At 64.3% G+C, this 24,450-nt stretch carries 23 protein-coding genes; 18 read left to right on the top strand and 5 right to left on the bottom strand.

The window, feature by feature from the left end:
• Nucleotides 1-4 precede the first annotated feature (4 nt).
• From RAD15_RS22620 to RAD15_RS22595, 6 genes are all read left to right on the top strand, one after another.
• Nucleotides 5-493: a c-type cytochrome, methanol metabolism-related gene (locus RAD15_RS22620; RefSeq protein WP_458180434.1), complete on the top strand. Its 489-nt coding sequence runs from the start codon at nt 5-7 to the stop codon at nt 491-493.
• A 61-nt stretch (nt 494-554) separates the two neighbouring features.
• Nucleotides 555-1,664 carry an S-(hydroxymethyl)glutathione dehydrogenase/class III alcohol dehydrogenase gene (locus RAD15_RS22615; protein WP_458180395.1) on the top strand — a complete coding sequence of 370 codons (1,110 nt, stop codon included), beginning with the start codon at nt 555-557 and terminating at the stop codon, nt 1,662-1,664.
• Nucleotides 1,665-1,698: 34 nt separating this feature from the next.
• Nucleotides 1,699-2,262: an S-(hydroxymethyl)glutathione synthase gene (gene gfa, locus RAD15_RS22610; protein WP_458180394.1), complete on the top strand. Its 564-nt coding sequence runs from the start codon at nt 1,699-1,701 to the stop codon at nt 2,260-2,262.
• Nucleotides 2,263-2,873: 611 nt separating this feature from the next.
• Complete coding sequence (locus tag RAD15_RS22605; RefSeq protein ID WP_200499076.1) at nt 2,874-3,326, top strand: (2Fe-2S)-binding protein; 453 nt, start codon at nt 2,874-2,876, stop codon at nt 3,324-3,326.
• Nucleotide 3,327: 1 nt separating this feature from the next.
• Nucleotides 3,328-5,640: a molybdopterin cofactor-binding domain-containing protein gene (locus RAD15_RS22600; RefSeq protein ID WP_458180393.1), complete on the top strand. Its 2,313-nt coding sequence runs from the start codon at nt 3,328-3,330 to the stop codon at nt 5,638-5,640.
• Between the two features lie 57 nt (nt 5,641-5,697).
• On the top strand, nt 5,698-5,958 hold the full coding sequence (locus RAD15_RS22595; RefSeq protein ID WP_458180392.1) for a hypothetical protein: 261 nt from the start codon (nt 5,698-5,700) through the stop codon (nt 5,956-5,958).
• A 266-nt stretch (nt 5,959-6,224) separates the two neighbouring features.
• Here the strand turns inward: RAD15_RS22595 and RAD15_RS22590 are convergent, their stop codons facing one another.
• The 4 genes from RAD15_RS22590 to RAD15_RS22575 all read right to left on the bottom strand — a co-directional run bounded on the left by RAD15_RS22590 (nt 6,225) and on the right by RAD15_RS22575 (nt 10,453).
• A complete protein-coding gene (locus RAD15_RS22590) occupies nt 6,225-7,952 on the bottom strand; it encodes a methanol/ethanol family PQQ-dependent dehydrogenase (protein ID WP_458180391.1) in 1,728 nt (575 codons plus the stop codon).
• Between the two features lie 141 nt (nt 7,953-8,093).
• Nucleotides 8,094-8,747, bottom strand: a complete 654-nt coding sequence (locus tag RAD15_RS22585; RefSeq protein ID WP_458180390.1) for a QcrA and Rieske domain-containing protein — start codon at nt 8,745-8,747, stop codon at nt 8,094-8,096.
• A 246-nt stretch (nt 8,748-8,993) separates the two neighbouring features.
• A complete protein-coding gene (locus tag RAD15_RS22580) occupies nt 8,994-9,458 on the bottom strand; it encodes a group III truncated hemoglobin (protein WP_458180389.1) in 465 nt (154 codons plus the stop codon).
• A gap of 143 nt (nt 9,459-9,601) precedes the next feature.
• The gene (locus RAD15_RS22575) at nt 9,602-10,453 is read right to left on the bottom strand and encodes a 3-hydroxybutyryl-CoA dehydrogenase (RefSeq protein ID WP_458180388.1); all 852 of its coding nucleotides are present in this window, start codon (nt 10,451-10,453) and stop codon (nt 9,602-9,604) included.
• Nucleotides 10,454-10,856: 403 nt separating this feature from the next.
• On the opposite strand from RAD15_RS22575, the gene pstS reads away from it, so the two are divergent.
• The 6 genes from pstS (at nt 10,857) to RAD15_RS22545 (ending at nt 14,827) form a co-directional block, all read left to right on the top strand.
• Nucleotides 10,857-11,912, top strand: coding sequence for a phosphate ABC transporter substrate-binding protein PstS (gene pstS / locus RAD15_RS22570; protein WP_458180387.1), 1,056 nt, complete (start codon nt 10,857-10,859; stop codon nt 11,910-11,912).
• 87 nt (nt 11,913-11,999) lie between these two features.
• Nucleotides 12,000-12,344 carry an ArsR/SmtB family transcription factor gene (locus RAD15_RS22565; RefSeq protein ID WP_458180386.1) on the top strand — a complete coding sequence of 115 codons (345 nt, stop codon included), beginning with the start codon at nt 12,000-12,002 and terminating at the stop codon, nt 12,342-12,344.
• Between the two features lie 11 nt (nt 12,345-12,355).
• Nucleotides 12,356-12,835: an ArsI/CadI family heavy metal resistance metalloenzyme gene (locus RAD15_RS22560; RefSeq protein WP_458180385.1), complete on the top strand. Its 480-nt coding sequence runs from the start codon at nt 12,356-12,358 to the stop codon at nt 12,833-12,835.
• 17 nt (nt 12,836-12,852) lie between these two features.
• The gene (arsC, locus tag RAD15_RS22555; RefSeq protein WP_458180384.1) at nt 12,853-13,263 is read left to right on the top strand and encodes an arsenate reductase (glutaredoxin); all 411 of its coding nucleotides are present in this window, start codon (nt 12,853-12,855) and stop codon (nt 13,261-13,263) included.
• Nucleotides 13,263-13,955 (top strand): aquaporin, encoded by a 693-nt coding sequence (locus RAD15_RS22550; RefSeq protein WP_458180383.1) that lies wholly within the window; start codon nt 13,263-13,265, stop codon nt 13,953-13,955. The genes arsC and RAD15_RS22550 overlap by 1 nt, the downstream gene beginning before the upstream one ends.
• 173 nt (nt 13,956-14,128) lie before the next feature.
• Nucleotides 14,129-14,827: an ABC transporter permease gene (locus tag RAD15_RS22545; protein ID WP_458180382.1), complete on the top strand. Its 699-nt coding sequence runs from the start codon at nt 14,129-14,131 to the stop codon at nt 14,825-14,827.
• Here RAD15_RS22545 and RAD15_RS22540 read toward each other — a convergent pair.
• The gene (locus tag RAD15_RS22540) at nt 14,801-15,610 is read right to left on the bottom strand and encodes a substrate-binding domain-containing protein (RefSeq protein WP_458180380.1); all 810 of its coding nucleotides are present in this window, start codon (nt 15,608-15,610) and stop codon (nt 14,801-14,803) included. The two genes, RAD15_RS22545 and RAD15_RS22540, sit on opposite strands and share 27 nt — an antisense overlap.
• A 161-nt stretch (nt 15,611-15,771) precedes the next feature.
• Between RAD15_RS22540 and RAD15_RS22535 the strand changes: the two genes are divergently transcribed.
• The 6 genes from RAD15_RS22535 to RAD15_RS22510 all read left to right on the top strand — a co-directional run bounded on the left by RAD15_RS22535 (nt 15,772) and on the right by RAD15_RS22510 (nt 24,450).
• Nucleotides 15,772-16,065 carry a hypothetical protein gene (locus RAD15_RS22535; RefSeq protein WP_458180379.1) on the top strand — a complete coding sequence of 98 codons (294 nt, stop codon included), beginning with the start codon at nt 15,772-15,774 and terminating at the stop codon, nt 16,063-16,065.
• Nucleotides 16,066-16,572: 507 nt separating this feature from the next.
• Complete coding sequence (locus RAD15_RS22530; protein WP_458180376.1) at nt 16,573-19,149, top strand: autotransporter family protein; 2,577 nt, start codon at nt 16,573-16,575, stop codon at nt 19,147-19,149.
• 171 nt (nt 19,150-19,320) lie between these two features.
• Nucleotides 19,321-20,742 (top strand): hypothetical protein, encoded by a 1,422-nt coding sequence (locus tag RAD15_RS22525; RefSeq protein ID WP_458180375.1) that lies wholly within the window; start codon nt 19,321-19,323, stop codon nt 20,740-20,742.
• Nucleotides 20,743-20,806: 64 nt separating this feature from the next.
• A complete protein-coding gene (locus RAD15_RS22520) occupies nt 20,807-21,091 on the top strand; it encodes a TonB-dependent receptor plug domain-containing protein (RefSeq protein ID WP_458180373.1) in 285 nt (94 codons plus the stop codon).
• A 171-nt stretch (nt 21,092-21,262) separates the two neighbouring features.
• Entirely contained in the window at nt 21,263-22,147 is an 885-nt protein-coding gene (blaBJP, locus tag RAD15_RS22515) for a BJP family subclass B3 metallo-beta-lactamase (protein ID WP_458180372.1), read from the top strand.
• 293 nt (nt 22,148-22,440) lie between these two features.
• Complete coding sequence (locus RAD15_RS22510; RefSeq protein ID WP_458180370.1) at nt 22,441-24,450, top strand: putative bifunctional diguanylate cyclase/phosphodiesterase; 2,010 nt, start codon at nt 22,441-22,443, stop codon at nt 24,448-24,450.

The following is a 24,450-nucleotide window of genomic DNA, read 5'->3' as shown; positions in this document are numbered from 1 at the left end:
TGTGATGTTCTTGGTCGCGTCCGGAGGAATTGCGGTCGCGGACGGTCCGGGCGACCCGGCCGCCGTGAAGAAGGAAGAGGACGGAAAGTGGCTCGATAAGGAAGGAAACCCGACCTACAAGATTACCGACGGCACCGTGGACTGGTTCACCTACTCCGGATACCGCCGCTATCATTCAGACTGCCATGTCTGCCATGGCCCCGACGGCATGGGATCCACTTACGCGCCGGCGCTGAAGGATTCCGTCAAGTCGATGAGCTATGGCGACTTCATCGGCGTGATCGCCTCCGGTCGCAAGAACATCTCGACCGCGCAGGAAAACGTCATGCCGGCCTTCGGCGACAATCCGAACGTCGCCTGCTACATGGACGACCTGTACGTCTATCTGCGCGCCCGCTCCACCGAAGCATGGGGCCGGCAGCGTCCCTCCAAGAAGGAGGAGAAGCCAGAGGCCTACACCAAGGCGGAAGACGCCTGCATGGGCAAGAAATGAACGCTACCGGGACTGCCGAGACCTGGTTCTTGGCGCCCTCTAAGAATCTGAGGAGTTTACGATGAAGACACGTGCCGCCGTCGCTTTCGAAGCCAAGAAGCCGCTCGAGATCGTCGAGGTCGATCTGGAAGGACCGAAGGTCGGCGAAGTCCTGGTCGAGATCAAGGCAACGGGTATCTGTCATACCGACGCCTACACGCTCGACGGCTTCGACAGCGAAGGGATCTTCCCGTCGATCCTGGGCCATGAGGGCGCGGGCATCATCCGCGAGATCGGCCCTGGCGTGACCTCGGTGAAGCCGGGCGATCACGTCATCCCGCTCTACACGCCGGAATGCCGGCAGTGCAAAAGCTGCCTCAGCCAGAAGACCAATCTCTGCACCGCGATCCGCGCGACGCAGGGCAAGGGCGTGATGCCCGACGGCACCAGCCGCTTCTCCTACCAGGGCAAGCCGATCTACCACTACATGGGCTGCTCGACCTTCTCGAACTTCACGGTGCTGCCGGAGATCGCGGTCGCCAAGATCCGCGAGGACGCGCCGTTCGACAAGAGCTGCTACATCGGCTGCGGCGTCACCACCGGCGTCGGCGCCGTCGTCAACACCGCCAAGGTCACGCCGGGCTCCAACGTGGTCGTGTTCGGCCTCGGCGGCATCGGCCTCAACGTGATCCAGGGCGCCAAGATGGCCGGCGCCGACAAGATCATCGGCGTCGACATCAACGACTCCAAGGAGGATTGGGGGCGCAGGTTCGGCATGACCGATTTCGTCAATCCCAAGAAGATCACCGGCGATATCGTCCCGCATCTCGTCAACCTCACCGATGGCGGCGCCGACTACACGTTCGACTGTACGGGCAACACCACGGTGATGCGCCAGGCGCTGGAAGCCTGCCATCGCGGCTGGGGCACTTCCGTCATCATCGGCGTTGCCGAATCCGGCAAGGAGATCGCCACCCGCCCGTTCCAGCTCGTCACCGGACGCAACTGGCGCGGCACGGCCTTCGGTGGCGCGCGCGGCCGCACCGACGTGCCGAAGATCGTCGACTGGTACATGAACGGAAAGATCCAGATCGATCCGATGATCACCCACACGCTCAAGCTCGAAGACATCAACAAAGGCTTCGACCTGATGCATGAGGGTAAGTCCATCCGTTCAGTCGTCGTGTTCTAACTCGAAAAGCGTCACCCCCAAGGAGGATCGACCCATGACTGTTGCACTCCATCCCTCGATCGACAACGGCGTCAAACAAGGCAGTGGCAGCTTTGCCGGCGGCACGCTCGTCTGCAAATGCTCGGACCATCCGGTCAAGGTCGCCGTGAAGGGCGATGTCGCCCATAACCACGCCTGCGGCTGCACCAAGTGCTGGAAGCCGCAGGGCGCGAACTTCTCGGTCGTCGCCGTGGTGCCGCGCCAGAACGTCACGGTGACCGAGAACGGCGACAAGCTCCAGATCGTCGATCCCTCGGCGGTGATCCAGCGCCACGCCTGCAAGGCCTGCGGCACCCACATGTACGGCCGCATCGAGAACAAGGGCCATCCGTTCTACGGCCTCGACTTCATCCATCCCGAGCTGTTCCAGGAGCAGGGCTCGCAGGCACCGCAATTCGCCGCCTTCGTCTCCTCCGTCATCGAATCGGGCGTGAAGCCGGAGCAGATGGCGGGCATCCGTTCGCGGCTGAAGGAAATCGGGCTCGAGCCCTATGACTGCCTGTCGCCGGCGCTGATGGACGCGATCGCGACCCACGTGGCGAAAGCCAAAGCCGCCTGAGCAGGCCGCCCACCCTCGCCACGCCCGTCCGCTCGCTGGTTCCGACCACCGAGCGGACGCTGCATCCCGGACGATCGCGGCAAAAGCCGTCTCCTCGCCCCTAGAGTGCTTGCGAGAACCGTCGGCTCCCTCAGTCCTGGTCTCTGAATGACTGCGCAGTGCCGTCAACTTCCTGCTTGAAGTCCGCGGCTCTGCGTTTCTCCCTCCCTCGACTGAGGCATCCTGCTTCGTCCGCGCAGTCCTTCTGGCGGACGAAGCTTTTTTCGTTGCGCTCGCAGGATGCAATGCACGCGGCGTGATGCCGCGCCCTGCTTTTGACAAACCATCAATGCAATCTTTTCCCGGTGAGAACACTCGGCTGTGAACGCCCGGCCGGTGCGATCTCTGCTAGGTTCGTGCCGTCACGATGCCGCACGAAGTTCAATCAATTAAGAACAAAAACGAGAGGTATCGAGCACATCCATCCAGACATCGTCATTTTCCTTCCTGCCTTCCTCCGGGATCTGCCCGCGCGGGACGATTAGCAGGATGCGGCGCAACAACGCACAACCCACCGCCGACCCGCGTCGGCGATTTGATTTTGGCATGCTTATGAAGAGCGAGGGACGATCATGATCAAGGTGAAGATCAACGGCCAGGAACAGAGCTGGGACGGTGACCCGGATCTCCCGCTACTCTGGTTCCTGCGTGACGAGGCCGGGCTCACCGGCACCAAGTTTGGTTGTGGCCAGGCCCTGTGCGGCGCCTGCACCGTCATCGTCGACAAGGAAGCCGTGCGGTCCTGCATCACGTCGATCAACGACGTCGCCGGCCGCGAAGTCACCACGATCGAGGGACTGCATCCGAACGGCGATCACCCGGTGCAGAAGGCCTGGCGCCAGGTCAACGTGCCCCAATGCGGCTTCTGCCAGGCCGGCCAGATCATGCAGGCCGCAGCGCTTTTGATGGACAACCCGAAGCCCTCGCATGACCAGATCCGCGAGGCGATGGCCGGCAACATCTGCCGCTGCGGCTGCTACCAGCGCATCGAGAACGCCGTCCACCTCGCATCGACGGGGGTGTGAGATGAATTTCATCGACAATCCCCGCAAGCTTCGCGGCTTCGAAAAGAATATCAGGGTCGAGAAGGTCTCGCGCCGCAGCATCCTGAAGGGGCTCGGCATCACCGGAGGCTTCGTGCTTGCCGCGCCCGTGATGTCGCGGCAGGCGCTCGCTTATGAGACCGGCGCCGGAAAGATGCCGCACGGCGTCGTGGTCGATCCGCGCGTGTTCGTTTCGGTCGGGCCGGACGGCATCGTCACCATCGTCGGGCACCGCTCCGAAATGGGTACCGGCGTGCGCACCAGCCTGCCGCTGATCGTGGCCGAGGAGATGGAGGCCGACTGGTCCAGGGTCAAGGTGCAGCAGGCCCATGGCGACGAGGTCAAGTTCGGCAACCAGGACACCGACGGCTCGCGCAGCACGCGGCATTACCTGATTCCGATGCGCCAGATCGGCGCCTCAGCCCGCACCATGCTGGAGCAGGCCGCAGCCAAGCGCTGGGGCGTGCCGGCGACCGAGGTCAAGGCCGTCAATCACGAGGTCGTCCACAGCACCAGCGGGCGCAAGCTCGGCTTCGGCGAGCTCGCCGCCGACGCCGCCAAGGAATCGGTGCCCGCTATCGAAGGCCTCAAGCTGAAGGACCCCAAGGACTTCCGCTATCTGACCAAAGGCCAGATCGGCATCGTCGATCTCCACGACATCACCACCGGCAAGGCGCGCTACGGCGCCGACGTCCGCTTGCCCGGCATGAAATACGCCGTCATCGCACGCCCACCGGTGACCGGGGGCAAGCTGGTTTCGTTCGATCCGGCCGCGGCGCTGAAGGTGCCGGGTGTCGAGAAGGTGATGAAGGTTCAAGGCTGGCCGTGGCCGTCGAAATTCCAGCCGCTCGGCGGCGTCGCGGTGATCGCGCGCAACACCGGCGCCGCGATCAAGGGCCGCGACGCGCTGAAGCTGACCTGGGACGACGGCGCCAACGGCAAATACGACTCCGTCGCCTACCGCAAGGAGCTCGAAGAGGCCTCGCGCAAGCCCGGCCTCGTCCTGCGCAAGGAGGGCGATGCGGACGCCGCCCTGAAGAGCGCCGACAAGGTGATCGTCGGCGAATACTACATTCCGCATCTCGCCCATGTCCCCATGGAGCCGCCGGTGGCGGTTGCCGACGTCAAGGGCGACAAGGCGGAAATCTGGGCGCCGGTGCAGAGCCCCGGCGGAACCCGTGAGGACGTCGCCAAGACGCTCGGCATTCCCGAAGGCAACGTCACCGTCAACGTCACGCTGCTCGGCGGCGGCTTCGGTCGCAAGTCGAAATGCGACTACGCGCTCGAAGCCGCTCTGCTGTCGAAGGAACTCGGCACGCCGGTGAAGGTGCAGTGGACGCGGGAGGACGACATTCACAACGGCTTCCTGCACACGGTCTCGGTCGAGCGGATCGAGGCCGGCCTCGACAAGAGCGGCAAGGTGATCGCCTGGCGCCATCGCAGCGTGGCGCCCAGCATCGCCTCGACCTTTGCCGCCGGCACGGTGCATCAGGCGCCCTTCGAGATCGGCATGGGCCTCGTCGACATGCCGTTCGAGATCGCCAACATCTCCTGTGAGAATCCGGAAGCCGCCGCGCATACCCGCATCGGCTGGTTCCGATCGGTCTCGAACATCCCGCGCGCCTTCGCCGTCCAGTCGATGGTCGGCGAGATCGCGACCGCGACGGGACGCGACCAGAAGGAAACGCTGCTCGCGCTGATCGGCAGCCCGCGCATCGTCAAACCCGACGTGAAAGACCTGTGGAACTACGGCGAGCCCCAGGACAGCTACCCGATCGACACCGCACGCCTGCGCAAGGTGGTCGAGCTGGTCGCCGAGAAGGGTGAGTGGGGACGGAAGGTGCCGAAGGGCCACGGTCTCGGCATTGCCGTGCACCGCAGCTTCGTCAGCTACATCGCGACCATCGTCGAGGTGGCCATCGACGACAAGGGCAAGCTGTCCGTGCCGCGGGTCGACACCGCGATCGATTGCGGCACCTATGTCAATCCCGAGCGCATCGCCTCGCAGATCGAAGGCGCCGCGATCATGGGGCTGAGCCTCGCCAAATACGGCGAGATCACCTTCAAGGACGGCAAGGTGCAGCAGAAGAATTTTGACGACTTCCAGGTCGTCAGGATGGACGAATCTCCTGTGGTCACCAACGTCTACATCGTGCCGCCGGGACCCGACACGCCGCCGAGCGGCGTCGGCGAGCCCGGTGTTCCGCCGTTCGCGCCTGCGTTGATGAATGCGATCTTCGCGGCGACCGGAAAACGTATCCGCAGCCTTCCGCTCGGCAAGCAACTGGAAGCGTAGAACAGGGAACACAACGCGGCCTCGCGCCGTTTCCATCGATCTGACAGGAGCAGATCGATGACCAACATCTCAAAGGCGCTCGCAGTCTCGTTGCTGTCGGGCGCCTTTTTCATGATGACCACAGGCGCGTTCGCCCAAAGCAACACCACTCCGCCGGCCACGGCCACGCGCCCCACCGCGCCGGATCAGAACTCGCTTCCCAACGCCAACGCCCCGCCCGCCTCGACCACCCAGACCACCGGGCAGAGCAATCCGGATCCCAAGGTTCGCGAGATGAACCAGAAGGAGAAGGACAAGGTCGAGCGCCAGGGGAAGTAGCTGTCGAGCGCTTTTACGCACGAACGCTTCCCGCATCGTCATGGCCGGGCTTGTCCCGGCCATCCACGACCTTTGCCTCGGCACCAGGAACGTGCATGCCCGGGCCTTCGCCTCGTCGAAGCGGCTACGTCCGCGCAGGCGGGACAAGCCCGGGCATGACGAGTGTGCGAGGCAAAAGCGTCATGACGCACGCAAAATGCGGCGGACGTTGCCGTCCGCCGCATTTGCCCCCTGACGCTCCGCTTCTTTCGATCCGCCCGCGGAGCTTATTTCTTCAGCGCGAACACCCAGACGACGCCGCCCTGGGGCACATTGGCCTCGATGCCGATGTTGTTGGTCACCAGCGCATCCTGGATACGTTGCGCGTCCACGCCCCATCCCGACTGGATCGCGACGTATTGGGTGCCGTCGATCTCATAGGACACCGGCATGCCCATGATGCCGGAGTTGGTCTTCTGCTCCCACAATAGCTCGCCGGTCTTGGCGTTGAAGGCGCGGAAGTTGCGGTCGTTGGTGCCACCGGCAAAGATGAGATCGCCCGCGGTCGCCGTCACCGAGCCGAACAGCTGCGACTTCGGGAAATTGTGCTGCCACACCTTCTTGCCCGTGACGGGATCCCAGGCCTGCAGCTCGCCAAAATGATCCGCGCCCGGCTTTGTCTTCAGCCCAATGTCTTCCGGCTTGGTACCGAGCCAGAGCTCGCCCGGCTTGAGCGCGACCTTCTCGCCGGTGAAGCCGCCGCAGAAATTCTCGTTGGCGGGCACGTAGACGAGGCCGGTCTTCTGGCTGTAGGCCGCCGACGGCCAGTCCTTGCCGCCCCACAGCGACGGACAGAACTCGACGCGCTTGCCGATCACCGGCTTGTGCGCGGGATCGACGATCGGCTTGCCGGTTTCGGCATCGATGCCTTTCCAGACGTCGGTAGAGACGAACGGCCAGCCTGCGACGTAGTTGATCTTGGTCGGCGTGCGCTCGAGCACCCAGAAGATCGCGTCGCGCCCCGGATGGACCAGGCTCTTGATGTTGCGGCCATCGCGCTGCAGGTCGATCAGCATCGGCGCCTCGACCTCGTCCCAATCCCAGGAATCGTTCTGGTGATACTGGTGATAGGTCTTGATCTTGCCAGTGTTGGGGTCGAGCGCGAGCACCGACGAGGTGTAGAGATTGTCGCCGGGATGGGTCTCGCCGGGCCACGGCGCCGCATTGCCTACGCCCCAATAGATCGTCTTGGTGTCCTTGTCGTAATTGCCGGTCATCCAGGCTGAGCCGCCGCCATTCTTCCAGTCGTCGCCCTGCCAGGTGTCATGGCCGGGTTCGCCTTCGCCAGGAATGGTGAAGGTTCGCCACAGCTCCTTGCCGTCCTTGGCATCATAGGCGGCGACATAGCCGCGCACGCCGAACTCGCCGCCGGAGCCGCCGACGATGACCTTGCCGTCGACGATCAGCGGCATCAGGGTCATGTACTGGCCCTTCTTGTAGTCCTGCACCTTGGTGTCCCACACCACCTTGCCGGTCTTGGCGTCGAGCGCGACGACGTGATCGTCGGTGGTCGCGAGATAGAGCTTGTCCTCCCAGAGACCGACGCCGCGGCTGGTCGGATGCAGCTGGAACAGATCGTCGGGGAGTTGCCGCTTGTAGCGCCAGTATTCGTCACCGGTCTTCGCGTTCAGCGCGATCACCTGCCCCATCGGGGTCGCCACGAACATCACGCCGTTGTTGATGATCGGCGGCGCCTCGTGGCCTTCGACCACGCCTGTGGCAAAAGTCCAAACCGGCGTGAGGTTCTTCACGTTCGAGGTGTTGATCTGATCGAGCGGACTATAGCCCTGCCCGTCATAGGTGCGCCGATAGAGCATCCAGTTGCTGGGCTCCGGATTCTCAAGCCGCTGCGCGGTGACCGGTGCGTAGTTCTCGATCGGACCCGATATGGCGGCGGTCGAGGCGAGGCAGGTGAAGGCGACGAAGCCGGACAGGTACCATTGCTTCCTGGTCATGGACGTTTTTCTGGACGTTTTCATGGACGTTCCCCTTTTTCATCCGTTTGAATTCTTGACTTGAATTCTTGTCGTTCGTCCCGCCGTCCGCCCATCGGCGGATGCGGCGTCTCGTGACGCGGGCACGACCCGCACCGTCCGTCATCCTGGCTGCGCGCCACCTACCTTTCCGATGAAATTGCCGGCGACACTGAGCGAACCGTCAGCGAGCGCCAGCGGCAGCGCCGCGAGCCGTCGCGGCGCAGGCCCGAATACGACCTGTGCGCCCGCGCGAGGATCGTATTCGGAGTTGTGACACACGCACTTGAAGACCTCCTTGTCGCCGACATCGCTCTTCACCCACGCGGTGACGGGACAGCCGGCGTGGGCACAGATCGCCGAATAAGCGATGATGCCGTCGACGGCACGCTCGCGGGTCTTCTCGTCGAGCTCGGCGGGATCGAGCCTGATGATCAGGATCTCATTGAGCCGGGAAGCGCTGCGCACCACCGATGTCTTGGGATCCTTCGGCCAGGCATGCACCGGCGGTCCACCGGCCGCCAGATCGGCCGCGGTGATGAGCTTTCCTTCCTGCTCGCCCTCGGAGAAGACGAGCTGATCGCCCTTCTGCGGCCGCTCGTCCGAACCGGGTGGGTCCTCGCCTGCATGCACTTGCGCGGAACAACCGAGACAGGCGGTGGTCGCGAGCGCACTGAGCAGCAGCGTTCGCCGCGTCTGCTCCATGCCCGCGTCGACTTCAGGTTCCGCGATGCTCTCGGACGATGATGAAGTGTTGTTGATTGATGCGCGCGCCATGCACGCTAGCAGGCGCTGGAACTCTGCCGAAAACAAGGCGAAGAATTGGCGCCGCAGTGCATCAATGTGGCTCTACTCGTTTTGATTGAGCAAGAATGAACGCATTCAACGCGTTTTCACGAATTCTACGTTGCACCACGCGAACGGCATGATGATTTTGCAGATCAGACCGATGATGTTGGAATTGGTGCGACGCGCCATCGCGCGATGCGTGCCCGCGCGTCTCTCAGGCAGGCATTCTGTATTTCACGACCTGAGCACGTGACGCGGCGAAGCGATGCTGCCTGCGACTGTCGCCGACGCCATCTCAAAACTGTCGGCAATGCGTCGTGCCTTGTCGATGAAGAGCGCGGCAGCTGGCGGCGGGCAGACTTCTCGCGCGGTCTGTTCGAACAGGTCGAGCCAGCGGTCGAAATGATTGCCGACCAGGCTCAGCGGCAGATGCGCCCGCATCGGCGAGCCATGATAGCGACCGCTCATCAGCACCACCGACGACCAGAAATCCCTGAGCTTGGCGAGATGCTCGTCCCAATTCTGCACGATCGCGAAGACCGGCCCAAGCAGAGCATCCTCTCGCACGCGCCCGTAAAAGCGGGTGACGAGCTCCCCGATCATCTCCTCGGTGATCCCGGTGCGCTCGATCGCATCCTGGGTCAGCAGGTTCCGCCGCGCGGCCGCAGCCTCGCGCTCGGCCTTCAGTCGATCCGACATATCCTCTGTTTTCCGTTCCGTTGTTCCCGTTCCCGCAGGCTACCCGCGCGACATTGTCGGGCCAATCGCGCGCGGCGTCTTTGTCGCAGCGCAAGTTGCGGGATCTGGCGGCGAGCGCTGAAGACCCGCCGCCAGCGCCTTGATCAGGCGCCGTAGGTGTAAAAGCCCTGCCCGGTCTTGCGGCCGAGATGGCCGGCATCGACCATTTCCTTGAGCAAGGGGGCTGGACGGTATTTGGGGTCGTTGAAGCCCTTGTAAAAGACCTCCATCACCGAAAGCATGGTGTCGAGCCCGACGAGATCGGCCAGCGCCAGTGGCCCGATCGGGTGGTTGCAGCCGAGCTTCATGCCGGCATCGATCTCTTCCGCCGTCGCGATCCCCTCCTGGAGCGCGAAGATCGCTTCGTTGATCATCGGGCAGAGGATGCGGTTGACGGCGAATCCCGGGCTGTTCTTCGCCGTGATCGCCACCTTGCCGACACGCTTGGCGAAATCGAGCGCCTTGGCGTGGGTGTCGTCGGAGGTCTGCAAGCCGCGGATGAGTTCCAGCAGCGCCATGACAGGCACCGGGTTGAAGAAGTGCATGCCGATGAAACGGTCGGGACGGTCGGTCGCGGCGGCGAGCTTGGTGATCGAGATCGAGGAGGTGTTGGTCGCGAGCAGCGTGCGCGGCGACAGCGTGGCGCAGAGGTCCTTCAGGATCTTGACCTTGAGTTCCTCATTCTCGGTCGCGGCCTCGATGACGAGATCGCAATCGGCAAGCTTCGCCCGATCGGTCGTGCCGGTGATGCGCTTGAGCGCCGCCTCGCGATCGGCCGCCGACATCTTCTCCTTCTTGACCAGCCGCTCGAGGCTGCCGCCAACGGTCGAAAGCCCGCGGTTCACCGCCGCATCGGAAATATCGACCATCACGACCGAAAGCCCGGCCGCCGCGCAGATCTGCGCGATGCCGTTCCCCATGGTCCCTGCCCCGATGATGCCAACGGTTTGGATCATTGCCTCACATCCTTCATCCTTGCGGGCGAGCCGGCAGCGGCCGGGCCCATTGTTCCTGCATCAGGGTCTAGCACCCCCGCCGGGCGGGGGCGACCTGATCCTGCCCCTTCCTTAAAGCATCCAAGACGGGAATAAAGCGGCCTTTCGGTCGCGAAAGGGCATGATTTGGGGCGTTAGCCGGCGGCTTGCCCTGAATTTGCGCCGCTCCTGCCCGGCACCTCGCAGCGCGTGGACGGCTGGACGCTCGGCGCTGCGGACCTCCTCGGATCTACATCAATCGGATGATGCGGTGCTCGGTAAGGGTGTGGTGTAACTGATGCGCCATGGCCAGCGCGAATGCTGCGCGACGCCATTGTGACATAGCCCACATCGGCTTCGTGCCCCACCTGCTAGCGTCGCGCACATGAAGAGACACATGAAATTACCAATCATTTTCGCCGCTCTGCTCGTCGCCACGCCAAGCCTGGCTGCCGAGACCAAGGGAGCCGGCTCAACCTTCGTCTCGCCCGTGATGGCGAAATGGATCGACGCCTACAAGGCGAAGACCGGCAACTCTGTCAGCTATCAGGCCGTCGGCTCGAGCATCGGCCTCGGCCTGATCAAGAAAGAGGCGGTCGATTTCGGCGCCAGCGATATGCCGCTCGATCCCAAGGAATTGGACAGCCTCGGCATGATGCAATTCCCGATCGTGATCGGAGGTGTCGTGCCGGTGGTCAACATCGATGGCATCAAGCCCGGCCAGATCCGCTTCACCGGGCAGGTCCTCGCCGACATCTATCTCGGCAAGCTCAAATCCTGGAACGATCCGGCCATTCGCGCGATCAATCCCGACATCAGATTGCCGAATACTGCGATCACGGTGGTCCATCGCCTCGACGGATCCGGAACGACGTTCAACTGGTCGAACTACCTCTCGAAGGTCAGCTCGCAGTGGAAGACGAGCGTGGGCGAAGGCACCTCGGTCGAATGGCCGCTGGGCCTCGGCGGCAGGGGCAATGACGGCGTCGCTTCGCTTGTCAGCCTCGTTCCCGGCTCGATCGGCTATCTCGAATACACCTACGCGCTGCAAAGGCTCGACAGGATTTCCTTCGGCATGGTGCAGAACAGCGTCGGCAATTTCGTCGTCCCCGACGCCGCCTCGTTCCAGGCGGCGGCCTCGAGCGCGGATTGGAAGACGGAGAAGGATTTCCATCTCGTGCTCACCAACGCGCCCGGCGAAGACGCCTACCCGATCACGGCCACGACCTTCGTGCTGATGCCGAAGGCGCCGAAATCGCCGGAACGATCGGCCGCCGCCATCGACTTCGTGCGCTGGTCGCTGGAGAACGGAACGTCCCAGGCCCAGACGCTCAACTACGTCCCGCTGCCGCCCACCTTGATCGACCAGATCGAACGCTATTGGCAGCAGAGCATTGGAGCAGCCCCCACGGTTTCGGCATCGGCCAACGTGAAGCGCTGAACGTCGACGACCGCCGTCAATCGAGATTGGGGTAGACCACCACAATCTCGATTGACAGCCGTCCATTATTTCCATAATCGTTGAAATATGGAAACGACAGATGCCGTCGCGGCCCTCGCCGCGCTCGCACAGGACAACCGTCTCGACGTCTTCCGACTGCTGGTGCAGGCCGGCCCCGGCGGCATGACTGCCGGCGCGGTCGCCGAAGCGCTGGATCTTGCCCCCAACACGCTGACCTTCCATTTCGACCGGCTGCGGACGGCCAGGCTCGTGACCGTCCGGCGCGAGAGCCGCTCGATGATCTATGCAGCGCGGTTCGAGACCATGAACGCGCTCGTCGGCTTCCTGACCGAGAACTGTTGCGGCGGGACGACATGCGCTCCAGCCACGCCGTCGAAACCCGCGCGAAAGCGCAGCAAAGTGCCCGCCTGAAAGGACAGACCATGAAGCGCCTGCACGTTCACGTGTCCGTCGACGATCTTTCCCACTCGATCGGGTTCTACTCCGCCCTGTTCGCCAGCGAACCCTCGGTCGTGAAATCCGACTATGCCAAATGGATGCTGGAAGACCCCCGCGTGAATTTTGCGATCTCGACGCGCGGACGCGCGGCCGGCCTCGACCATCTCGGCATCCAGGTCGAGACCGGCGAGGAGCTGCAAGAGGTTTATGCGCGGCTGCGTCAGGCCGGCGGCGACATCATCGAGCAGGGACAGACCACCTGTTGCTACGCGAAGTCGGAAAAATCCTGGATCGACGATCCCGCCGGCATCGCCTGGGAGACCTTCTACACCACGGGTGAGAGCACCGATTACGGCGACGGCAGCGGCGAGAACCAGGCGCGGGTCGCTCACGAGAAACAGGAGACCCAATCGGCCTGCTGCGCGCCGCAGGCGGCGCCGGCGGCCTCAAAGGCCTGCTGCTGAGCACGAGGATTTCCGCCATGGACGCGATCATTTACCACAACCCCGATTGCGGCACGTCGCGCAATACGCTTGCGATGATCCGGAATGCCGGCATCGAGCCGCACGTGATCGAGTATTTGAAGACGCCGCCAGCGCGGGCGCTGTTGCAGCAGCTCATTGCGCGCATGGGGATTTCGGTGCGCGATGCGGTTCGCGAGAAGGCGGCGCCCTATGCGGAGCTTGGCCTCGACAATCCGGCATTGACCGACGATCAACTGCTCGACGCGATGATGGCGCATCCAATCCTGATCAACAGGCCGATCGTGGTCACCCCGGCAGGCGTAAAGCTCTGCCGTCCGTCGGAGCTCGTGCTCGATCTGCTGCCGGCACAGCGAGGCGAATTCGTCAAGGAAGACGGCGAGCGCGTCACGCTGGATCGCGGCCTCTGATGCCGGGTCTTCCGCAGCGCGCCTTCGCGGAGTGGCTTGGGACGGCGTTCCTGCTTATCGCCGTCGTCGGCTCGGGGATCATGGCCCAGAAACTCTCCGGCGGAAATGTCGCGCTCGCGCTGCTGTGCAATGCGATCGCCACGGGGACTATCCTCGCGGTGTTGATCCTGATGTTCGCTCCGATATCGGGGGCACATTTCAATCCAGCGGTGACGCTGGCATTTGCCTTGCGCGGCGAAACCGCATGGACAGATGCAGCGCCCTACCTCGTCGCCCAGATCGGTGGCGCAATCGCAGGCGTCGGGATCGCGCACATGATGTTCGAGCTTCCGCTCCTCCAGCTTTCGCTCACGGAACGCACTGGTGCCGGACAATGGCTTGCGGAGGCCGTGGCCAGCTTTGGCCTGCTCTCCACCATCCTTGGCGTCGGGTGCCGGACGCCCACCGCCGTTCCTTGTGCCGTCGGTCTCTACATCACCTCAGCGTACTGGTTCACGTCGTCCACGTCATTCGCCAACCCCGCGGTCACGATCGCCCGCTCGCTGTCCGATACATTCACGGGCATCGCCCCGCACGGCATCCCTGCTTTCGTTGCGGCTCAGCTCGTCGGGGCCGGTCTTGCCGTTCTGCTCGGGCGCTGGCTTTGGGGCGGCGCCGCCGAAAAGCGAAGCGCGGCTCAGGTCACGTCCTGAGAGCCTGCATGACACGGCACCGACATTCATCTTCTGGATGAATCGCGTTTTCCAATCCTTCCGGGTATTCTGTGGATCGACAAGACTCGCAGGGACCGGTCCGTGAAGCGATTGTGCAGCCTCGACATCGACGATCCCGAGGCATTCCGCCCGGCGCAGAAGCGTCGGGCCGGATGAACGATTTCGCACGATCCGTCGGCGCCGCCTTCACGCTGATCGGCGAGGCCGACGCCGAGCTGCTCGGCATCGTCGCGCTGTCGGTGCGTGTCAGCCTGACGGCGAGCATTGTCGCGCTGCTGATCGGCGCACCGATCGGGGCCTCGCTTGCGATCACCCGTTTCCGCGGACGTCAGGTCATCATCGTGCTGACCAATGCGCTGCTCGGGCTTCCGCCGGTCGTGGTCGGGCTCGCGCTCTATCTCCTGCTGTCTCGGTCCGGCCCGCTTGGGGCGGCGGGGCTGCTCTTCACGCCGACGGCCATGGTGATTGCGCAGACGCTGCTCGCGACGCCGATAGTGGTGGCACTGGTGCACCGGCCGGCAAGCCTGCTGTGGGCGGAGTATGGCGACCTCGCGCGGATCGACGGATTGTCGGCCCTGCGCAGCATGGCACTGCTGCTCGCGCTTGGCCGGACCTCGCTGCTGACCGCCTTTCTCGCGGCCTTCGGGCGCGCGATCGCCGAGGTCGGCGCCATCATCATCGTCGGCGGCAACATCCGCGGCTTCACGCGCACGATGACGACCGCGATCGCGCTGGAGACCAGCAAGGGCGATTTGCCGCTGGCGCTCGGGCTCGGGCTGATCCTGCTCGCACTCAGCGTGGCGGTGTCGACCGTCGCCTTCCTGCTAGTGGGACGCGTTGGGGAAAAATAGCTGCTCGCCGCCGACCTTGTAGCCGGCGATGGCCTCCTGCCCCTTCGGCGAGACGAGCCAGTCGACGAAAGCCTGCCCATCCCTCACCTTCACGTTCGGATGCTTGGCCGGATCGACCAGCATGACGCCGTACTGGTTGAAGAGCCGCTTGTCACCCTCGGTCAGGATCGTGAGGTCGCCGCGATTCCTAAACGACAGCCAGGTGCCGCGATCCGACAGCAGATAGGCGTTCGACGACGAGGCCATGTTCAGCGCCGGGCCCATGCCCTGGCCGATCTCGCGATACCAGCTGTCCTTGCCCGCACCGATGTCGACGCCCGCCTCCTTCCACAACCGCAGCTCGGCCGCGTGCGTGCCGGACTTGTCGCCGCGCGAGATGAACGGCGCCTTCGCCGCCGCGATCTTGCGCAGCGCGTCGGCGACGTCCTTGCCGCCGGCGATCTTCGCGGGATCGCTTTTGGGGCCGACGATGACGAAGTCGTTGTACATGACGTCGAAGCGCTTCACGCCCTGACCTTCGGACATGAACTTGTCTTCGGCCGGCCGGTCATGGACGAACACCACGTCGGCATCGCCCCGCCGTCCGATGTCCAGCGCCTGCCCGGTCCCGACGGCAACGACCTTCACGCCGATGCCCTCGTCCCTGGAGAACAGCGGCAGCAAATGGCCGAACAGCCCCGACTGTTCCGTCGAGGTCGTCGAGGCCACGGTGATGGTACGATCCTGCGCGATCGCGATGGTGGACCAGAGCAGAGCTGCTCCGAGGGTGACAATCTTCCTCATGCGCCGTCTCTCAACAAACAATGACGGTCCTGAATAGCCGCTGGCGATGAAGACGGGAACCCCGACATTAGGCCGCAGAGAGTTGAAGCGTTGACGGAAGATCATCAGGAACGTCGCCGGCGCAGGCGGATTGTCCGGGATGTAACGTCAAGGAGACTGCAATGAAGAAGATCATTCTGGCATCCGCGTGCATCATGGCACTGGCGACCGGTGGCGCCTTCGCGCAGACACAACCCGCCCCCGGCGCATCCGGTCAGGGTGACGTCGGCCCCTCCTCGCGCGGCCCCGCGACCAAGGGGATGACGACGGGGCGTTCGTCGAACATGCAGAACGAGGCCAGCGACAGCAAGGGCGCTCAGTCGCCGTCGGCCGGCGGCAGCAACACCAATAACATGGGCAGCCAGGCCGGTGGCGGCGCGGGCTCTGGTTCCGGCTCAGGCAGCGGCGGGCGGTAGAACCCCAAGCACAGCTCGGCCCCTGGCCTTGCGACAAGCGCATTCTCCGCGACTCGCGAATCAGCCGCAGCATGTGGCGCCGCGAGTCTCGGCTCGCTCTCTCGAACGTTGCGCAACGTGACCGCGATCGTCGTCTCGCCGCGCAAGTCATCAATGTACATGCGGCACGCGTGATGTGGTTACTGCCGCATTAATTTATCGACCTGACGTTGCACCGGAAACACACTGCATATTTTTCCCTAGTGCACAGCAGCAATCTGCGTTGACCCGATCGCAGCCAGCAACATACCGTAACAATCACGATCCGCTGTCGATGATGTTTGGCAATCTGCCATCCGGTGCCGCAGCAAAGAACAACAACAAGGGCTGTGCGCCATGCGCCAATGCATCGGGGCTGCGACGTTTTCACGACAAGCGAATGAATATCGGGGCAGGCATCCACACCATCCCCCATCCTTCACAAGCAAACGCGCCGGGTTCCGCCGCCTGCTGTTGATGAACGCCTCGGTGGTCGCCCTCTCGGCGCTCTTGCCGGGCGCGGCGGCGGCGCAGACCTGGACCGGTGCCACCAGCAATGACTGGACCGTGGGCACAAACTGGTTGGGCGGAGCGGCCCCGATCGCCGGAGGCGCCGTCAACATCGTGTCGGGTTCAACCGTCGTCCTCGGCATCAGCCCCGGTGCGACCGGCGCGACCGGCACCATGACTATTCGCACGGCAGCCGGCGGTACGACCAGTCTCACGATTCAGAACGGCAGCACGCTGACGAGCACGAACAGTGTTTCGATGGGCGATCTTCCCGGAGGTACAGCCATCGTCACAGTGACGGGGGCCGGATCGCGGTGGGACGCCACGACGGTCACCGTCGGTGCCGCCGGCACGGGCATTCTCAACATTACGAACGGCGCGACCGTCGTCGCGACAAGCAGAATCGTCCTCGGCATTCCGGCCGCAGATCGCACGGGCATCCTCAACATCAGCAGCGGCACGCTGCAGACGGGCCGCATTACGGTTGGCAACGCAAATGGTCAGGCGACGTACGACAATGCCGTCGTCGTCGCGCTGGCCAATCAGGCAAGCTTCTTCGGCGGAACGGTCAACCAGCACAACATTGCCGCGGGCGGGCTGACGTTCGACACGAGCGGGTTCAACGTCGGCACGCTCGGATTCAGCGGCGTCGGCGGGTTGACCAAGACCGGCGCCGGAACCTTCACATTGGGTGCCGCCAGCACGTTCACGGGCCAAACAGTGATCCAGCAAGGCACGCTCGCGCTGGCGGGCGCGGGCTCCGATGATGCGCTTGCCAATTCGAGCCGCGTCGTTGCGAACGCGACGTTCGACATTTCCGGCATTGTCGACACGTCCCACATCAAGAGCCTGGCCGGAACCGGCACGGTCGCGCTCGGCACGAAATCGCTGGCGATCACGAATGCGAACGATACGTTCGCGGGATCTATCTCCGGCACCGGCGCGATGACGATCACCGGCGGCACGCAGACGCTGTCAGGCATCAACACCTATAGTGGCGCTACCACGGTCACCGGCGGCACGCTGCGCGCAGGCAGCGCCGGTGCCTTCAGCGCCGCATCCGCCTATGTCGCCGCCGCCGGCGGGACGTTCGACCTGAACGGTTTCAACCAGACCATCGCATCGCTCGACAATGCCGGCCTGGTGCGAACCGGCGGCGCGCCGGGGACGACGCTGACGGTGAGCGGCAATTATGTCGGCAGCGGCGGTACGGTTCTCCTCAACAGCACTCTCGGTGGCGACGCCTCGATCACCGACCGCCTGGTGGTGCAGGGCGCAACGTCCGGTGCCTCCATGTTGCGTATCACCAATGTCGGCGGCGGCGGCGCACAGACGGTCGAAGGAATCAAGGTGATCGACGTCGCCGGCGCCTCGAACGGCAGCTTCGCGCTGCAGGGCGATTACGTCATTGGCGGCCAGCAGGCCGTCGTCGGCGGCGCCTATGCCTACACGCTGCAGAAGAACGGCATCGGCACGCCGGCGGACGGCGACTGGTATTTGCGGTCCGGCCTGATCAATCCGCCGACACCGGCGCTCGCCGGGCCGCTCTACCAGGCCGGCGTCCCCTTGTACGAGAACTACGCGCAGGTGCTGCTCGGGATGAACCAGGCGCCGGGCCTCCAGCAGCGCGCCGGCAACCGCTATTGGGGCGGCAGCGAGGCGATGGCGCGCGCCGGCGTTGATACCGCGCAGACGGCCGAGGGCTCGCCAAACAGCTCCTGGACACAATCGGCATTCTGGGGCCGGATCGAGGGTGGCCAGAGCGCATTGCGGCCTTCCAACACCACGGGCTCGAGCTATGATTCCGACGAGATGAAGGCGCAGGCCGGGCTCGACGGCGTTGCGCTCGACAATGCGCGCGGCCGGCTGATCGTCGGTCTCACGGCGCAATACGGCCTGACCACGGCCTTCGTCAATTCGGTGTTCGGCAACGGCCGCATCCGCGCGCAGGGAACGGGCGTCGGCGCCACGGCGACCTGGTACGGTCATGACGGCTTCTATGTCGATGGCCAGGCGCAGACCATGTTCTATCACAGCGACCTGTCATCGGTGCTGGCCGGCAGCATGATCCATGGCAATGAAGGCTTCGGCTACGCGTTCAGCGTCGAGGGCGGCAGGCGGATCGCGATCGGCAACGGCCTCTCGCTGGCCCCGCAGGCGCAGCTTGCCTATTCAAAGGTCGGCTTCGATGCCTTCACCGACCGCTTCGGTGCGCTGGTCTCGCTGGGCAACGCCGACAGCCTGCTCGGCCGCCTCGGACTGTCGCTCAATCATCAGCGCACCTGGAACGACGGCACGGGTATCGTCCGCTCCGATCTCTACGCCGTCGGCAATCTGCACTACGAATTCCTCGGCGGCACCAGGATCGATGTCTCCGGCACCGGATTCGCGAGCGGCAATGACCGGCTGTGGGGCAGCATCGGCGGCGGCGGCACCTATAGCTGGGCCAACGGCCGTTATGCCGTGTTCGGCGAGATCACCTATCGCGCGAGCGTCGATGATCCCGCGGACAATCACAGCTACAAGGGCACCGGCGGTTTCCGTCTCGTCTGGTGAGCGCTGCGGCGTTCGGCAGGATCCGGTGGGCGGCGATGTTCTGCAATTGGTCCCGCCTAGATTGACACGGGTGTGACGACCGGGGCAGTTTTCCATATTGCTGACGAATCAGCGATTGCCTCACGCCGAGTATCTCTTGGACAACGCCCAGTGCTTTCGAGACTGATATCGTTGCTGCGCCGCATCCCTGCGGTGAATTGGGCACTCGCCAGGCTTCGGCCCTCGCCGCTCAGCGGTAGCATCGACGTCGCACCGATCGCGAAGGATGAGCCACAGGCTCTCATCGTCGACACCGCCGAAGTTTCTCCGGGCGCCGAGATCGACGCTGTCCCGTTGCACGACGACGCAGGCGCCATATCAGCGGTTGCGGTGATGGCCGATGCGACCGCTGTTCCCGACGTCGCGAGCGTCTCCGCTCCACCTTCCGACATCGTCATCAGCGCGGCTGAAGACGCTGGCCCGATCAGTATCGCAGATGAGCCCTCTGCTCCGCCCGCGGACGCACTGAGCCCCGCGATCGAAACCTCCGATGCCGTGGTCGACAGCGATGCGCCGCCTGAGATTGCCGCGGACGCCGAGCCCGTCAGCATCGACGACGTTTTCGCAGCGCTCGCCGAGATCGGAAGCACGGAGGCCGAGGCTGAAACACCTGAGGCTGAAGCACCTGGGGCTGAAACACCTCAGGCTGAAACATCTGGGCTCGTCGTCGCCGGCGAACGATCCCTCGATATGGCCGTGGACACCGAGCCCGCGAGCGCGGACGACGCCTCCGCACCGCTCGCCGAGGTCGAAAGCCCGGTAGCTGAAGCTGATATCCCTGAGATCATCGTCGCCAACGAGCCGTCCCCCGCGATGGCCGTGGACCCCGAGCCGGTCAGCGCCGACGACGCCTCCATACCGCACGTCGCGAGTGAGCGCCCGATGGCCGAAGAGATCCCCGAGATCATCGTCGCCAGCGAGCCGTCCCCCACGATGGCCGTTGACCCAGAGCCGGCCAGCGCCGACGACGTTTCCGTACCGCTCGTCGGGACTGAACGCCCGATGGCCGAAGAGATCCCCGAGATCATCGTCGCCAGCGAGCCGTCCCCAAGCGTTAGCGTAGACGCTGAACCGATCCATGCAGACGATCCCTCGCCCACCATGGCCGTCGTTTTCGACGAAGTCGCGGTGGCCACGTCGGAGGTGGCTGCGCGTGGCGAACCAGCTGCAAGTGCGGTGCCTGCACGATCAAGAACCCGCCGCGCACCGAAGGCCCCGACGTGGGCTGCGGAACCCTCGGACCGCGCTGCGCTGATCCGGCAACGCTGGGCAGATACCGGGATCAAGATGTGGAATCCGCGGCTTCACGGCGATGGCGAGGCCGCGCTGAACATCCAAGGCAGCGTCGGTCTGCTGGCACCGGCGCCCGGCGAAACGATGCCGCGTTACGACAGGCTGGAATTCAAGATGCTCGGCGGCCAGATCGTCTGCGAAGGCGTCATCGTCGAAGCACCCGCGCAGGCGGGCCGTCGCAGCTTCACCCTGCTTGCCGAGCCCGGCAAGCAAGACCGGATGCGCGAGCCGGCGCCGGAACGACTGGCCGCGCTAGCCTGATCCTTTTCCACGGGCAGCGTCGATCCCGATATGCTAGGCTGACGGCCCGGAACCGGGAGATCGCATGCCCGCAAAATCCTTGCCGCTGGTCGTGATCGCCGCCCTCTGCGTCTCGCAAGGCGCCTTTGCCGCGTCCAGCAAGCGGCCGCACCATGCGCGTGCTGTCGCGCCCGCCACCGATCCGTCCGCGCCCTACAAGGCTGATCGGCTCTCCTCCTCGCGCGGCGAGACGATCCTCAACACCCCGGGCCAGACCACCGTGCTGACGCGGCAGGTTCTCGACGACATGAACGCGACCAGCCTGAGAGACGCCATGCGCTCCACGGCCGGCGTGACGATCGGGCGCTAGGCGTTCTGCGCGGCTTCCGACCGATGCCGGGTTATTCCGCCTCGGAGCAATAAATTTTCCAAACACGCAGCAGTTGCCCGCAACACCGGCCGCGACGTAACTTGCGCACCGGTCGAGCAATCCCACATCCGCGCCCGATCAAAACCACAAGAACAATCCGGGAGGCAAACTATGAAGAAACTCACGGCCGCGCTGTTCGCGTTGGCATTCCTCACAACCGGCGCGCAGGCCCAGACCATCAAGGATTTCTTGGCAACGGCCATGAAGAAGTGGACGGCGCCATTCGAGCCGTTCCAGCTCATCGGCAACATCTATTATGTCGGGACCGACGGCATCGCCGTCTACGTCATCAAGACATCGCAGGGCCTGATCCTGATGGATACCGCGATGCCCCAGTCGACCGGTATGATCAAGGACAACATCGCAAAGCTCGGCCTCAAGGTCGCCGACATCAAGATCATCCTCAACACGCACGCGCATCTCGACCACACCGGCGGTTTCGCCGAGATCGAGAAGGAGACCGGCGCGCAACTCATCGCCGGCGAGCGCGACAAGCCGCTGCTCGAAGGCGGCTACTATCCCGGCGACGAGAAGAACCAGGACCTCACCTTCCCTCCCGCGAAGGTCGACCGCACCGTCAAGGAAGGCGACAAGGTCACGCTCGGCGACACCACGCTGACCGCGCATGCAACGCCTGGCCACTCGCCGGGCTGCACGAGCTGGGAGATGACCGTCAAGGACGCTGGCCAGGACCGCGAGGTGCTGTTCTTCTGTAGCGGCACGGTTGCGCTGAACCGCCTGGTCGGCCAGCCAACCCACCCCGGCATCGTCGATGACTACCGCGCGACCTATGCCAAGGTGAAGGCGATGAAGATCGACGTGCTGCTCGGGCCTCATCCCGAAGTCTACGGCATGCAGGCCAAGCGCGCGCAGATGAAGGACGGCGCGCCGAACCCGTTCGTCAAGCCGGGCGAGCTCGCAACTTACGCCACCGGCTTGTCGGAGGAGTTCGACAAGCAGCTCGCCAAGCAGACCGCCGCGCTGGAGAAGAAATAGCGGCCAGCGGACGCTGCACCACACCATTCGCCGACGGGAGAGGTGTGGTGCGGCGATACGCTGCGCCGACGCGCATGGTTAGCAAAACGTAGCCGCGAACGGCATGATCGGCGTCGAAGCCCCGACTCCGCCGCCGCAATATCCTTAACGGCACCTCACCAATGCACGTGCCCGGGAAAATCCGCGGCCATGTGCAACCTGCGCCGGCTTTTCCCGCGGAACCCACCTAACGCGACCTTTACCCCCGCCGTGCAAGATCGCCCGGTTTTGAAGGACCCGGGGCGCGTATTGCAATGCCTGTTGCCGATTGGAAGTCTCACCTCGATGCCGCGATACGGCTGTTTCGCGTGCCGGCTGACAACCCGGAGCTGACGCGCGCGCAGTTTGCCGCCTTCTCCAAGCAGGTCCCGCTGCTCTACTTCCTCCTCATGAGCAACTCGATCGCGGTCGCCTACACCTATGTGAACGTGGCGCCGGACTGGCTCACGATGATCGTGCCCTCCGTGCTGACCGTGCTTGCCGCGCTCCGTACGTTCTGGTGGCTGCGCCAGCGCCATCTCGTGCGCAGCGATGCCGACATCCTGCGCAATCTGCGCGCCACCAACTGGATGACGCTGCCGATCGGCGCGGGTTTTACGGCATGGTCGTTCGCGCTCTACCCTTACGGCGATCCCTTCGCCAAGAGTCAGGTCGCCTTCTACATGGCGGTGACCGTGATCGGCTGCATCTTCTCGCTGATGCATCTGCGCTCGGCGGCGCTGATCGTGACGCTGGTCGTTGACGTCCCCTATGTGCTGTTCTTCTTCGCCACGGGCGAGCCGACGCTGAAGGCGATCGCCGTCAACAACCTCCTGGTCTCGGGCGCGATGGTGACGGTGCTGTTCATCTACTATCGCGACTTCGCCGATCTCGTCGCCAGCCGCAAGTCGCTGCTGGCGCAGCAGGCGGCGACGCAGGCGCTTTCCGACGAGAACTTCCGCCTCGCCAATCTCGATTCCCTCACCGAGCTGCCGAACCGCCGCCGCTTCTTCGCCGAGCTGTCGAGCGCCTTCGTTGATGCCGAGCGCAGGAACGTTCGCGCCGCGGTGGGAATCATCGACCTCGACGGCTTCAAGCCGATCAACGACAATTACGGCCACTCGGTCGGCGACCGCGTCCTGATCGAAGCCGGCCGGCGCATCCGCGAGGTCTGCGAGGGTTTTGGTCCGCAGCGAGTGGAATTTGCCCGGCTCGGCGGCGACGAGTTCGGTCTCGTGGTGTGCGGCGACCCGGATGATGCGGATCTGACGCGGCTCGGCGAACGCATCGGCGACCAGGTCAAGCTGCCCTATCAGCTCGACACCGCCCATACCGGGCTGTCCTGCTCGATCGGCTTTGCGCTGTTCCCGGACTCCGCGACGACGTCGGAAGCACTCTACGAATGCGCCGATTATTCACTCTATCACGCCAAGCGTCATCTGCGCGGCCGCACCGTGATCTTCTCGAGCGAGCTCGAGGCCGAGATCCGCAGCCGCGGCGTCATCGAGAATTTGCTGCGAACCGCCGATTTCGGCACCGAGATGGACCTGGTGTTCCAGCCGATCGTGGACGCCATGAGCGAGCACACCACCGGCTTCGAAGTCCTGGCACGCTGGAACAGCTCCCGTCTCGGCCTGGTTTCGCCGGCCGACTTCATTCCGGCCGCCGAGCGCATCGGCCTGATCCGGCCGCTGACACAGGCGCTGCTGGTCCGCGCGCTCGCCGTCGCCAAAACCTGGCCCGATCACCTCCGCCTGTCGTTCAACCTCTCCGCCCACGACGTTTGCGCGGCAGAGGGCATCTTGCCGCTGATCGCCATCATCGAGAGAAGCGGACTGCCGCCGCACCGGATCGATTTCGAAATCACCGAGACCGCCGTCACTTTCGACTTCGTGCGCGCGCAGCAGTCGATCGCGACGCTGAAGGCCATGGGCTGCGGCATTTCGCTGGACGATTTCGGCACCGGCTATTCGTCGCTGAGTCACGTGCACCGGCTGCCGCTCGACAAGATCAAGATCGACCGCAGCTTCGTCGCCGACGTCAACGACAATCCAGTGAGCCACAAGATCATCAAGTCGCTCACGGGCTTGTGCGACGACATGGAGATCGCCTGCGTCGTCGAGGGCGTCGAGACGCGCGCCCAGCTCGACACCCTGCGCCGCCTTGGATGCGACTTCATCCAGGGCTACTATTTCGCAAAGCCCATGCCGGGCAACGCGATTGAGGACTATCTCGCAGCGGAACGGCAGCGCCTCGGCGGCGCCGGCGCCAAGGTCGTGGCCTGA

This window comes from Bradyrhizobium sp. 14AA, assembly GCF_054185205.1.
The sequence above is the reverse complement of the archived record's forward strand: the minus strand, read 5'-3'. Positions and strand labels throughout refer to the sequence as shown.